This window comes from Nocardioides sp. NBC_00850 (assembly GCF_045207335.1).
In the GTDB taxonomy this organism is placed as follows: domain Bacteria; phylum Actinomycetota; class Actinomycetes; order Propionibacteriales; family Nocardioidaceae; genus Nocardioides.
The window spans coordinates 1,140,490-1,152,703 of the sequence record NZ_CP108845.1; the positions used below are offsets into that span (position 1 = coordinate 1,140,490).

Sequence of the window (12,214 nt, forward strand, 5' to 3'; positions counted from 1 at the left end):
TTGTCGGTACCACCCCGTAGGTTTGCCTCGTGAGGTTTCCGGGTGTCTACGCAGAGCACGGCGTCTTCGTCTGTTTCGAGGGCGGCGAGGGGTCGGGCAAGTCCACCCAGTCGCGGCTGCTCCACGAGGCCCTGACCGCCCGCGGCCACCGGGTTCTGCTGACCTTCGAGCCGGGCGACACGGCCGTAGGCAAGGACGTACGCCGCATCGTGCTGTCCCCGGAGACCGGCGACCTCGACGACCGGACCGAGGCGCTCCTGTTCGCCGCCGACAAGGCCGAGCACATCGAGTCGATGGTCCGCCCGGCGCTGGAGCGGGGCGAGGTGGTCATCACCGACCGCTATGTCGACTCGATGCTGGCCTACCAGGGCGCTGGCCGGGTGCTGGACGCCGCGCAGCTCGAGGAAGTGGCGCGGTGGGCGACCGCCGACCTGCGGCCCCACCTGACCGTGCTGCTCGACCTGGACCCGACCGCCGGCTTCACCCGGTTCGAGGAGCGCGACCGGATGGAGCAGGAGTCGGTCGAGTTCCACCAGCGGGTCCGCGCCGCGTTCGTCGGGCTGGCCAAGCGGAATCCTGACCACTACCTGGTCCTGGACGCTCGCGCTCCGGTCGAGGAGATCCACGCCGCGGTGCTGGCGCGCCTGGAGCCGCTGCTCACTCAGGCGGTGAGTGCATGAACGTCGCCACGACCTCGGTCTGGGACAACCTGGTCGGCCAGCGCCACATCATCTCCACGCTGCAGACCGCAGCGACGGGCCACGGCATGACCCAGTCGTGGCTCTTCACCGGCCCTCCGGGCTCGGGACGGTCCAACGCGGCGATCGCCTTCGCCGCCGCGCTCCAGTGCCCCAACGGAGGCTGCGGCCAGTGCCACGCGTGCCACACCGTGCTCGCGGGCAGCCACGCCGACGTCAACCTCGTCCGCACCGAGAAGCTGACCCTCGGGGTCGACGAGATCCGCGACCTCGTCCGCCAGGCCGCCCTCAGCCCGGCCGGGAGCCGTTGGCAGATCCTGATCATCGAGGACGCCGACCGGCTCACCGAGCAGGCCAACAACGCGCTGCTCAAGGCGGTCGAGGAGCCCGGCGCCCGCACGGTGTGGATGCTCTGCGCGCCGACGGTCGAGGACGTACTCCCGACCATCCGGTCCCGGTGCCGGCTGGTCACGCTGTCCACTCCGACAGCGCCCGACGTCACCGTCTTTCTGCAGCGCACGCTCGGTGTCGACGAGGCGCGTGCGGCCTACGCGGCGCGCGCGAGCCAGAGCCACATCGGCCGGGCCAAGGCGCTGGCCCGCGACGACGACACCCGGCGCCGGCGCGAGCAGGTGGTGGCCTACCCGGCCCGGCTGAACACCCTCGCCGACGCGCTCCGGGCCGCGGGCGAGCTCGCTGCCGTCTCGAAGGAGGAGGCCGACGCGGTCACCGCCGACCTCGACGCTCAGGAGAAGGCCGACCTCGACACTGGCTACGGCGTGGTCGATCGCGGCCGCCGACCGCGTGAATACGGCCCGGCGCTGTCCGCGCTCGAGAAGGATCAGAAGCGCCGCGCCACTCGCCGCCACCGCGACGTGATCGACCGCGGGCTGATGGACCTGGTCTCGGTCTACCGCGATGCGATCGCGATGGCCGCCGGCGCTCCGGTGACCCTCGTCAACGAGGAGCACCGGCGCGAGATCGAGCAGCTCGTCGCGGCCTCGACCCCCGAGCTCAACCTGCAGCGGATCGGGGCGATCTTCGAAGCCCGTGAGCAGCTGCTGGAGTTCAACGTGCAGCCCCAGTTGGTCCTGGAAGCGATGATGGTGGCGCTGTTGCCGCCCGGAGGAGATCAGTGAAACTCAAAGCAGTGACCGGTGCCGCCGCGCTGACCGCTCTGACCGTGATCGCCGCAGGCTGTGGTGCCGACGGCGGCACCCCCGACGCCGACCAGGTGAGCCCGAGCGCGGAGGCGACCGCGGCCCCGACCGAGGGGCTGCAGTCCTTCTACAGCCAGAAGCTGGACTGGAAGGACTGCAACGGCACCTTCGAGTGCGCGACCCTAGAGGTCCCGCTCGACTACTCCGACCCGACCGGCCGCACCATCGAGGTCTCGGTCATCAAGGACCCGGCCAACGAGAAGAAGATCGGCTCGCTGGCGATCAACCCGGGTGGCCCTGGCGGCTCGGGCATCGAGTACGCCCTCTACAACAACCAGTCCTTCAGCTCCACCGTCCGCGACTCCTACGACATCGTCGGCTTCGACCCGCGTGGTGTCGGGCAGAGCACCCCGGTCGACTGCCTCGACGACGAGAGCCTCGACGCCTACGTCGCGGTCGACCCCGACCCCGACACTCCGGCCGAGGAGAAGGCGTACGTCGACACCGGCGTCGAGATGGCCAACGGCTGCGCCGCCCAGAAGGACGGCATCTCCGCCCACGTCAGCACCGTCGAGGCGGCTCGGGACATGGACGTACTCCGGGCTGCGCTCGGTGAGGACCAGCTCGACTACTTCGGCGCCTCCTACGGCACCCAGCTCGGCTCGACCTACGCCGAGCTCTACCCCGACCGGGTCGGCCGCTTCGTGCTCGACGGTGCGATCGAGCCCGGGCTGAGCGTCCTCGAGGCCAACCTCGCGCAGGCGAAGGGCTTCGAGGTCGCGCTCCGCTCCTACGTCGAGAACTGCGTCGACGAGGGCAGCTGCTTCCTCGGCGACAGCGTCGACGAGGGCGTCGAGCGCGTCCAGAAGCTGATGGCCGACATCGACGCCGAGCCGCTGCCCGCCGGCGACCGCGAGCTGACTGCCGGCAACGCCCTCTACGGCCTGATCACCCCGCTCTACGTCGAGTCCTACTGGCCCTACCTCACCGACGCCCTGCAGGCGGCGCTGAAGGGCGACGGCTCCCAGCTGATGAGCCTCTCGGACCAGTACGCGGGCCGTGACCCCGAGGGTGGCTACATCAACAACACGATGGAGGCCAACTGGGCGGTCAACTGCCTCGACGACTCCTCCGGCCTCAGCCCGGAGGAGGTACGCAAGCAGGTGCCCGCCTTCGAGGAGGCCGCTCCCACCTTCGGTGCCGCCCTGGCCTGGATGCTCAACGGCTGCGCCGCGGAGAAGTTCAAGGCCACCGAGCCCGAGCCCGAGATCGACGCCGAGGGCTCCAACCCGATCGTCGTCGTCGGCACCACCCGCGACCCGGCCACGCCCTACGCGTGGGCCGAGGCCCTCGCCAAGGCTCTCGACAACGGCGTACTCGTCTCCCGTGACGGCGACGGTCACACCGGCTACATGCAGGGCAACGGCTGCGTCGACGACGCCATCGACGCCTACCTGGTCGACGGCAAGGTCCCCGACGACGGCTTGGAGTGCTGACACCGCTCGAACAGCGGATTTACCTTATGTGGGGTGGGTTCTCGTCGTGACGCCCCGGCGGATCTCTCTGGACCAGAGGATCTCAGCCGGAAGCATCACTTCGAGAGGAAGGATCACGAGCACCGTGATCATCAACCAGCGAATCCGTTCGACGACGAAGGTCTTCGCTGCCACCGCCATCGCCTCCCTGGCGATCGCGGTAGCCCCCGTCATCAGCCAGCCCGCCCACGCCACTACACCCGACGGGACCGTCGCCAAGGTCATCACCAAGGTCGTCAAGGTCTCCGCCAGCAAGTACGGGACGACGTCCTACCGCCCCGTCGGCAAGCTGACCGCGGGCGGCAACCCGATCAAGGGCAAGCGCATCCACCTGCAGAAGAAGGCCAGCGGCCGCTGGATGAGCGTGACCTCCTGCGTCACGAACAGGTACGGCAAGTGCGCCGTGATCGTGACGCCGAAGGCCAGCCGCTACTACCGCTGGAAGTTCGCCGGCGACGCCAACCGGCGGGCCGACGTGTCCGCGTCGTTCTACCTGAAGAAGCGCGTCTCGGGTCTGGACTACACCTACGCCAACGGCGAGCAGGTCTTCAACGCCACCTCGACCAACGACCGCGACTGCGGTGAGATCCCGGGCTACAAGAAGCCCGTACGCGTCCACGGCTCCGACCCGTGGCGCCTCGACGCCGACAACGACGGTTACGGCTGCGACTGAGCCGGGACCTTCGTCAAGGTATGCAGGTCGAAGCTCACATCCCCAGCGGAACTCCGCATGGGATGTGAGCCTTCGGCTGCATACCTTGCTGGAGGAACTGCTAGCGCCGGTGGACCGGGTCCGCGATGGCCTGGATCCGCTTGGTGGCCAGCTCGATCATCAACGTGGCGGCGGGGGAGAGGGTGGCGTCGGTGCGGTGGACGACGGCGAACGTGTCGTACGTCCGGGGCCGCAGTGACACCCAGCCGGCCTTCGGCGCCAGCCGGGGGAGCAGCTGTTCGGCTGCTCCCTTGGCGATGACGCTGTCGGCATAGCCCATTCCCACCAGCTCGACGGCCGTCTCGATGTCCTCGACCTCGATCCGGCTGGGTGGGTTGCGGCCGGTCTCGTGGAGCAGGTTGCGGATGGTGACCCGGGTGGGGTCCTCGGAGCTCCAGCTCGTGTCCGACATGACCAGCGAGGCCAGCGAGAGCCGGTGTGGGGTGACCGGAGTGGCCAGGTGGGCCGGGTCGGCCGAGATGTAGACGAGCTCGTCGCGCGCCACCGGCGTGACCTTCAGCCCAGGACCGGAGACGCTGCCGACGAGCAGCATCGCCGCCTCGAGCCGTCCGCGCCGCAGGTCCTCCTGGACCTCGGCGGAGTTCTGCCCGCTCAGCTCGACGCGCACGCCCGGATATCGGTCCAGCACGTCGGCCACCAGACCGGCGCCGCCGTAGAGCCGCGCGATCCCGAACATCCCGAACCGGATCGTCCCGGTCTCGAACTGTTTCACCGCCTGCACAGCCTTGCGCGCGTCCTCGGCGGCCGCGACCGTACGCTCCGCGTGCGGCCTCAGCTCGTCGGCCACACCGGTCGGCACCACCCCACGCCCGACGCGGCGGAAGAGCTGGACGCCGAGCGTACGCTCGAGGCCCCTGACCTGCTCCGAGATCGACGGCTGCGCATACCCGAGCTCGTCGGCCGCCGCGGTCAGCGAGCCATGCTCGTAGACCGCGAGGAACACGCGGAGCTGGTGCAGCGACAACATAGAGACATCCTATGACTTTCCAAGGAAAGATCGTCTACCTCTATGAATCGCCGGCGGTCATCATTGAATCACCACCCCTGTGTCCGCAGTCGGTGGTTGACCCACGTTCAGAGAAGAGCAAAGCAACAATGAAGCACGGCGTACGCCGCTTGGGCCGCCTCATCGGCAAGGGCAAGCCCACCCGCATCACCATCGACGAGCACGTCGAGGCGCACCGTTTTAGTGTCGAGCGCGCAGTCTCGGTACACTCATCCGGTCCGCTCAACCAGAGCCGCTTCATGCGGTAACGGCTGACGGTACGCCGCCTTAGCTCAGTCGGCAGAGCGTCTCACTCGTAATGAGAAGGTCGTCGGTTCGATTCCGACAGGCGGCTCCGACAAAAAACCCGCCTGACCTGCGGAAACGCGCAAGGTCAGGCGGGTTTTCTTTGCTCTACGGCTGGTCGCGGTTCTCGGATTCCCCCCGGATTCCCCCCGAACCGTTCAGACGGTCCAATCCGGCCTGGTCTGCGACCGTTCCTAGGTGGTGCAGATAGATGTTCGTCGTGGCGATCGAGGCGTGTCCCATCCACGCTTGAACCGTGGTGGCAGAAACGCCTTTGGCAAGCCAGAGACAGGCGGCCGTGTGGCGCAGGTCGTGGATCCGGCGACCGTGGGAGATCAACTCCCAGTCGACCGCGCGTTTCGTGGCGGTCGCGTGCAGTCGGTGGCCGGTCGCGGTGACGAACACCAGGTCTCGCGGTGTGCGACCCTCGATCAACTTTCGTACGACCGGCAGCACCCGGTCGGCAAGCGGGACGAATCGCGACTTGCCCGACTTCGTTGTCTTGACCTCGCCCCCTTCCGGTGTCGCGCGACGTACGTAGATTCCGGGAACCGGCGCCATCGTGATGTCACTGACCCGCACCTCGCGCAACTCCGACCAGCGCAGGCCGGTCCAGCCAGCGACCAGCAGAATGTCGGCGAGGCGGTCGAGGTCGCGTGCCCGGTTGGCAGCGGCCACCGGGCCGATCGAGTCTCGCGGCGCCAACTGCGCGGCATCCTGAACGAACGTCTCTAACTCGGCCTCGCTGAACGGGTGCATTTCCTTCTGGACCTCACTTGCCTTGGGGACTCGGGTGGGGGTCACGGGGTTGTGCTGGACGATGCGCTCACGGACGGCCCACCCGAAGAATGACGAGAGTGATGCGCGGTATCGGCGAACCGACTTCTCGGCCAGGCCGCGGCGGCGCAGCGTGACCAGGGCGCGGGTGACCTCGCGCTCGGTGACAGAGCCGATCTGCAACGCAGACAGCGCGGGCGGGGTGAGGCGTGTCAGAGCGGAATCCGCGACGTACGTCTTAGGCGCGACCGTGGTCGCCCGTTCCTCCAGCCAGATCGGCAGCGCCTTGCGGACTGTGATCTGTCAGAGCTTGACGCATTGATCGGAGCCCTCGATGGATTCTCCCGTTGACCGAGGGCTTCGAGCGGGACTGTGGTTGTTTCTCCGAGACGGGCATTTGGGCCAGCCGACCAAGGGTCGGGGCATGATGGGTCGATTTCGGCATCGCATAGACCCGCAGATGATCGGGCCACGTTCGAGTACGGCGGTCGACGCTCGGATGCGGCGCGGATGGAACACCCGCAGCTCAAGACCAGCCCGTTCTTCGGGTCGGCCAAGTCCCGATCCGGGGCCACCTACTTGGGTGCCTTCCTAGTCCACTGAGCGATCCACTTGTGATGAAACAAGTCGATCCCAGCTTCCGAGAGCTTGGCCACACGCGTGTCGCCGACGGTGGGCACTATCCGCCGATCGGCCTCGTCGCCGGTCTCCTCAGCTGTGAAATCCTTCAACTCCGTTCGGAGCATCACGGCAGGAAGGGTGAACGGCTGCGTCAGCGACAGGTAGCCTTCTCCAATCCCCGGCAGTTCGCCGAGATACATCACTTCATAAGGCTGCGGCGTGTCCTTCGTGCGACGAAGTTGATCCGCTTGCTGAGGTTCAAGCCTGTCGACATCCTGAATCGGCAGGAATGAAACGTATTCGAGACGCGACTCACCCGCCCTTGTCTTCTTGTCAATCGCACACCCATGGCTCACCAGTAGCGCAGGACCACGCCCAGGTGCTTGCGCCGCAATGCCATTGGCCACCCCGACCCGAGTCACCAGTACCGACTCGAAGATATCTCCCTGCGAAAGCCAGGAGTCGTGGGGCCACACAACGAGCGGCGACGACTCGGTCACCAGTCGATGTCAGGCTCGGTGATCACAGCCAGCTCGATCTCGGTCACCGACGCATCCGCATCGAAGTCGATGTCCGAAACGCGCGCGAACGAGGAAACGGATAGATCCGCTGTGCTGCGAACCCGAGTACCGACGACAGCGCCGCTTAGTCGCCCCTCTGCCCGGCGACGAAGCGAGGCGCTCGCATCCGGAAGCGCCCGCGAGTAGCCCGTCGCACGTGGATCAGTCACGCTCCACATCGTCAATCAGCCCTCTCGTTGCGTCCGTGATGCAAGCTTCAAAGACGTAGTTCTTTGTCAACCTCAACGTATCGAGTCTAGCGCGAAGCTGGGAGTCAAATTCAGGATCTTCCGCGATCAAGTTCGCACTCGATTTGGTGTCAACGTCCAACAGCAGCGCCGGGCGGCTAGTGCCATCAGATCTCTGGCTCAGGAGGCTCGTTGTCACCGTCGCGAGCACGTCGACGCTCGGGATTGGAATGTCAACCTGCATGAAAAGTCCGGAGACCGCTTGCGGCAGGTACGGAGAGACGTTGACCGAGGTTCGTAGGTAGTCAGTGACCTCGATGCCATTCGATGGAATCGGGATCTCGTTGACGAATCGCAGGCCGATCGACTCGACGACCCTCGTGCCAGCAACTCGCTTGTAATCCAACCAACGGGCCTCCGCCTCTTCCAGAAAGGCCTCCCAGGCCGTGTACTGCCGTCGCCAGATGAAGGCGAACCGGGCAACGTCGGCCACGACACTTCCCTCGTCATCCCTCCTGTTGAAGAGGGAACCCGTCCGGTCTCCACGTGTCGATCCAACAACTGCGCCATCTACGTACGAGAACTCACCTGCAACGTTCAAGACCGGCTGAGGAGCTGCGAAGTCTTCGTCGGCAACCACGCCTTCGAGCTCATCGACTGTCAGGTCGCTCCGATTCTGAACCCGCAGTTCCAGGATCGCTTCAACGATGGGCGCCCGTGCGTATCTGCGCCCCAAATGCAGGCCGGGCGTGGTCTCCCATGCCGCGGGATCTAGACCGGTCAGATCGCACTCCTAGGTCGGGCACTCAGCAAGGGTCAGTGCACACGCTAGCGCGTTGCCCGCTCTCTGAGGAGGTGTGCTTGCAGTACGAGCCGACGCACTTCGACTCCGCCGACGCCCAGGAAGTCGGGCGTCGGCGGTAGATCGCTGCCAGCAGCACGTCGTCTCATCCGCCATTGTTCGCCAACTCCGCCTCCCCCGTGGTGGCCGGTCGTCACACTTGGAAGAGGCTCGCCGAACGTCCACGAACGCCCCGCGGTCCGCCGGTCGCCAGGTGCCTAGACGGCCTCGACGGCGCGGCGGTCAGTACGCGCGGCTCGTGATCGTTGAAGGCGGGGTCAGTCAGTCGCGGGCGTACGCGGGAGCGCAGGACGTAGGTCACTGTCTGATGATATGTCGAAGGGGGAGCGCCACCTCGCATTGATCGAACAAGCGTTCTAGTCTTTGTGGCATGCACGAGGCGACACCGACACACGTCTGGGTGGATGTGACTGGCGCGTGGGGGTACCACTCAAGCCCGGGCGTCCTGCTGATGTGGCGTAAGAGCCACCGGGACGAGTGGGAGGGATGGGTCGTGTACGCATCGACTTACTCCACCGGCCACGGCTTGAAAACCCACGTCACGCAGTCTTGGGTCAACGCCGCGCACATCCGCGAAGCGGACAGCTCGCCGCCGAAGTCGTAACCCTAGTCGGACTCGATGAGTGCTACCGGAACGCCAGGACCCACAACGACGGCGATCGTGCCGCCGAGTGCGAGTTCGAGCTCCACGAAGCCGCCGTTCTTTCCAACGCTCACGATCTTCTCTTGACAAGTGGTCCGGTCGACGTTCTCGGCGAGTCGCCAAGCCTGACCGGCATAGAAGACTGAGACGGCCATAGTGAGTTCCTGTTCGTTTGGTGGAGTCCTGCGGGCAACGGTATCCACCCTTAGGTTAAGGGTGACGTTGGACCAGACCGACGTTGAACAAGTGGACGAGGGAAACCGCGATTGTCACGGCCGCGGTCGCCTCGTCAATCGAGACGTCTCCTGGTGCGCTCGGTTGCCCGCCGTGGCGGTCGTGCTGGCCATGCCAGAGCATTCGCGCCATGCCGATCACCACGTCAATGCTTGGGGCGGAGACATGCTCCCGTTGCATCGGGAGCGTCCAGCCGTGCTGATCCTCTAGCTGTTTGAGAACGGTCCCAAGGGTCGCGCGTCCATTCGACGGCGACACCACGGGAACGGCCGCGTCCTCGACGGCTTGAATCGCTAGCCGGTACGCCTCGCTTGGGTTGGGATCGATGCCATAGAGCGCTTCCCATGCCTTGGCCAGGCGGATACCGGCGTGGCCGGAGCGGAGCATGACGTCATCGGACGCTGTTTGGACGCCGAGCGCCACCCGTCGGACTAATCCTCGCTTCCCTGCGCGGGTGCCCACCTGCCATACAGACTTGTTTCGGAGCAGCAGGGCCTCAAGGGCGTCAGCCTGTACGGATTGGTCGTGAGCGAGCAGGTAGTCGACCAGTTGCAGGGTTCGGTCCTGCTGCTTCAGTGCGTAGAGCGCATTGTCGATCGTCTGGGAGACACTTGTGCCGCGCCGGAAGCTCGGTATCGCGAAGTGGAGCGTCTGGGCCATTTGCTCAACGAGGTCAACGTTCAGTTTCGCGTAACCTGATCCACTGTATCCGCCGCGTACGTAGGTGGTGACCTGATCCCGTATCCAGTCCCACATTGGTGCGTTCAGCCAGGCTGGAATGCCATCGTGGAGCGCATCGTATGCCGCGACTTCCTCGGCATCGTCAGTGCCGAGCGGACGCCACGTCTCGTCAGTCATGGTGCAATCCTGGCATCGAACGACGGCCGAAAATCGGGCCTATTCGTCCGTAGCGCGTCCGCAGCCTTGGGCCTCATTCCGTTTCGGCAGGTCAGCGGGAGTGCGTCCGGCGCTCTGTAAATCCGTCGGCTTTGCCTTCGAAGGTTCGAATCCTTCATCTGCCACGCCTGGGAGAACACCCCGGTGACCAGCGGAAACGCTGGCGACCGGGGTGTTTCGCTTGTCTGGCTGTGTCCAGCCATAGCCCGCTAGTTGCAGGCGTTCACGTCCCCGGCACGTCCCCGGGGGGTCGCTCAGAGGCGGTCGGCCCACGCCTCCCAGGTCATCGCCTCCGTCGCCTTGGCGACACGCTTTGAGTAGTCCGTGTCGCCTGGCGATGAAAAGGTCTCAAGGCGATAGATGTCCAGGTCAAGCGGGTATGTGTCCGTGTAGGTGCGCCCGCGGTCGTCCTCGTAGCTGACCGCCACGGTTACCTGGTGCGGGATGCCTTCGTCATCATGCGTCAAGTTGCAGTAGATGTTGTTCAGCGCCTCGCCGGGACCGAGTACGGGTATCGCCTCCGCGTAGCGCCGCGTGATGAACGGGCCAGCGATTGCCGGTTGGCCGCTTGACGCGATCTCGGCGGTGGGGAGAGTTGGACTGAAGGTGACGCGTACACGCCGGGCGAGACTGGCGCCAGCGTTCTTGACGATCAGGTACATCGAGCCGTGTGAGGTCCGCGGACCAGGCCGCAGCGTCGCAATCACGACAGGCCGGGCCTGATCATGGCTGTCCTTGCGCTGCTGGTTAAGCGCCCATCCAGCGACGACTGCAGTCACGATCGCAGCGACGGCACTAGCGCCGGAGAAGAGGGCCGACCATTGAGATGAGTCCATCAAGCGATGGTAGATCCGAGGATGCGGCGGCTGCACTTCCGTTCTAGGGCCAATGCGACCTCAGTCCGCCAAGCCTGTGATGACAGGCCCGCGCGGCGTGGCCTCGAACTGGACCGACACAGCCTGCGGGACCCGCAATCGGGGCGCGATGGTGGTCGAGCGTCGGCGGTAAAGCGTCCGTATGCATCCCCTGAAGTGGGGACGTCTTGTTGCGTAATTCGATCCCGTGGGCGGTGCGACGGGTTTAGAGCTTCGGCGCGTGCGTCGTCCCACACTCGGTAGACGTTTTCATGCTGACGGGGTTCTGGTATGGCGGCGGCAGCGGAACGCCACCGTTGCCGCCTCGGCCGGTGCGGGTGACGAACAGCTGGCTAGAGCCACTCTGGCGTACGCGTGGCTTTCTGGTGCGCTCAACGATGTGGACCCCTAGTGGTCTGGGAGCCCCGGATCCAGTCGACTCGCATCCGCACTCACGGGCAGGCTCTTCGCCGACCGTCCTCGGTCGCCGGGTGATTCGGCACGGTTCGCCCTCCTGAAATGCACCCAAGTGCCTACAACCACCAACAGAAAGCCGCACACCGCAACAGCGATCAAAGCGGACATCGAGAGAGCCATCGGAACTACCCAACGGGTCGGGATTGGCTCACCTTGATCGGAACTAACAATCGCGCCCACAGTACTGCCCGCGAGCGCAGCGCACGCGACACCGCTTGCGATCCACAGGGTCCGCGCAAGGCTCGTCCATAAGTCAAGTCTTGACTTTGATTCGGAGGAATCTGTCCCAAGCCCGACGCGAGCCGCGTATCGAGCTGTTCTCTCGTCCACGATGCGTTCCATTCGCACGGCGGCTGGATTACCAGGTGGAAGATCTGCGAGCACGGCGACCTCCTCGCGAAGGTGTCGCAGTTCTCGACGAGGCCCTAGGCGGGCAGATGCCATTGCAGAGATAGCCACACCCAGTAGTCCGCAGACTGCAACGACTGCTTCCAGCATATCGACAACGATGCCACGAACTGCCGCAGACCGGGAACCGGTACGTCTGCGATCAAGACGAGCCGCATAGCCCAGGCGACTCTGACCCCAATCAGCGAACCTGGCCGCCTGGCGGTCATGAGCGACGGCGAGAACGGGTATTAAGCCGTATGTTCGAATGCGGGTGCGGTCCGCAATCATTCCCCC

The 12,214-nt window shown here is 65.6% G+C and carries 13 protein-coding genes and 1 tRNA gene; 6 read left to right on the top strand and 8 right to left on the bottom strand.

Translation table 11 applies throughout. The annotated features are described in order from the left end of the window. Window positions 1-29 precede the first annotated feature (29 nt). From tmk to OH802_RS05620, 4 genes are all read left to right on the top strand, one after another. The gene (gene tmk, locus OH802_RS05605) at window positions 30-680 is read left to right on the top strand and encodes a dTMP kinase (RefSeq protein WP_406025893.1); all 651 of its coding nucleotides are present in this window, start codon (window positions 30-32) and stop codon (window positions 678-680) included. Continuing rightward, window positions 677-1,837, top strand: coding sequence for a DNA polymerase III subunit delta' (locus OH802_RS05610; protein WP_406025895.1), 1,161 nt, complete (start codon window positions 677-679; stop codon window positions 1,835-1,837). The genes tmk and OH802_RS05610 overlap by 4 nt, the downstream gene beginning before the upstream one ends. Then, window positions 1,834-3,354, top strand: a complete 1,521-nt coding sequence (locus tag OH802_RS05615; RefSeq protein ID WP_406025897.1) for an alpha/beta hydrolase — start codon at window positions 1,834-1,836, stop codon at window positions 3,352-3,354. The genes OH802_RS05610 and OH802_RS05615 overlap by 4 nt, the downstream gene beginning before the upstream one ends. A 124-nt stretch (window positions 3,355-3,478) precedes the next feature. Beyond that, a complete protein-coding gene (locus OH802_RS05620) occupies window positions 3,479-4,066 on the top strand; it encodes a hypothetical protein (RefSeq protein WP_406025899.1) in 588 nt (195 codons plus the stop codon). A gap of 100 nt (window positions 4,067-4,166) precedes the next feature. Here OH802_RS05620 and OH802_RS05625 read toward each other — a convergent pair whose 3' ends face one another. Next, a complete protein-coding gene (locus OH802_RS05625) occupies window positions 4,167-5,093 on the bottom strand; it encodes a LysR family transcriptional regulator (protein WP_406025901.1) in 927 nt (308 codons plus the stop codon). A gap of 11 nt (window positions 5,094-5,104) precedes the next feature. Between OH802_RS05625 and OH802_RS05630 the strand changes: the two genes are divergently transcribed. Together OH802_RS05630 and OH802_RS05635 are read left to right on the top strand one after the other, a co-directional pair. After that, window positions 5,105-5,380, top strand: coding sequence for a hypothetical protein (locus tag OH802_RS05630; protein ID WP_406025903.1), 276 nt, complete (start codon window positions 5,105-5,107; stop codon window positions 5,378-5,380). 13 nt (window positions 5,381-5,393) lie between these two features. Then, window positions 5,394-5,466, top strand: a tRNA-Thr gene (locus tag OH802_RS05635). A gap of 59 nt (window positions 5,467-5,525) precedes the next feature. Here the strand turns inward: OH802_RS05635 and OH802_RS05640 are convergent. The 7 genes from OH802_RS05640 to OH802_RS05670 form a co-directional block, all read right to left on the bottom strand. After that, the gene (locus OH802_RS05640; protein ID WP_406025905.1) at window positions 5,526-6,377 is read right to left on the bottom strand and encodes a tyrosine-type recombinase/integrase; all 852 of its coding nucleotides are present in this window, start codon (window positions 6,375-6,377) and stop codon (window positions 5,526-5,528) included. 392 nt (window positions 6,378-6,769) lie between these two features. Next, window positions 6,770-7,315 (bottom strand): hypothetical protein, encoded by a 546-nt coding sequence (locus OH802_RS05645; RefSeq protein WP_406025907.1) that lies wholly within the window; start codon window positions 7,313-7,315, stop codon window positions 6,770-6,772. Continuing rightward, a complete protein-coding gene (locus OH802_RS05650) occupies window positions 7,312-7,545 on the bottom strand; it encodes a hypothetical protein (RefSeq protein ID WP_406025909.1) in 234 nt (77 codons plus the stop codon). Before OH802_RS05650 ends, OH802_RS05645 begins: the two co-directional genes overlap by 4 nt. Next, window positions 7,538-8,299 carry a TIGR04255 family protein gene (locus OH802_RS05655; RefSeq protein WP_406025911.1) on the bottom strand — a complete coding sequence of 254 codons (762 nt, stop codon included), beginning with the start codon at window positions 8,297-8,299 and terminating at the stop codon, window positions 7,538-7,540. Before OH802_RS05655 ends, OH802_RS05650 begins: the two co-directional genes overlap by 8 nt. 732 nt (window positions 8,300-9,031) lie before the next feature. After that, window positions 9,032-9,223: a hypothetical protein gene (locus OH802_RS05660; protein ID WP_406025913.1), complete on the bottom strand. Its 192-nt coding sequence runs from the start codon at window positions 9,221-9,223 to the stop codon at window positions 9,032-9,034. 55 nt (window positions 9,224-9,278) lie between these two features. After that, on the bottom strand, window positions 9,279-10,160 hold the full coding sequence (locus OH802_RS05665) for a hypothetical protein (RefSeq protein ID WP_406025915.1): 882 nt from the start codon (window positions 10,158-10,160) through the stop codon (window positions 9,279-9,281). Between the two features lie 293 nt (window positions 10,161-10,453). Next, window positions 10,454-11,035, bottom strand: coding sequence for a hypothetical protein (locus OH802_RS05670; RefSeq protein ID WP_406025917.1), 582 nt, complete (start codon window positions 11,033-11,035; stop codon window positions 10,454-10,456). Window positions 11,036-12,214 lie beyond the last annotated feature (1,179 nt).

What these genes read in the sequence shown, in the direction of transcription:
- OH802_RS05610 (WP_406025895.1), top strand. Translation starts at nt 677, where the DNA reads ATGAACGTCGCCACGACCTCGGTCTGGGACAACCTGGTCGGCCAGCGC.
- OH802_RS05665 (WP_406025915.1), bottom strand. Translation starts at nt 10,160, where the DNA reads ATGACTGACGAGACGTGGCGTCCGCTCGGCACTGACGATGCCGAGGAA.
- OH802_RS05660 (WP_406025913.1), bottom strand. Translation starts at nt 9,223, where the DNA reads ATGGCCGTCTCAGTCTTCTATGCCGGTCAGGCTTGGCGACTCGCCGAG.
- OH802_RS05630 (WP_406025903.1), top strand. Translation starts at nt 5,105, where the DNA reads ATGACTTTCCAAGGAAAGATCGTCTACCTCTATGAATCGCCGGCGGTC.
- OH802_RS05625 (WP_406025901.1), bottom strand. Translation starts at nt 5,093, where the DNA reads ATGTTGTCGCTGCACCAGCTCCGCGTGTTCCTCGCGGTCTACGAGCAT.
- OH802_RS05670 (WP_406025917.1), bottom strand. Translation starts at nt 11,035, where the DNA reads ATGGACTCATCTCAATGGTCGGCCCTCTTCTCCGGCGCTAGTGCCGTC.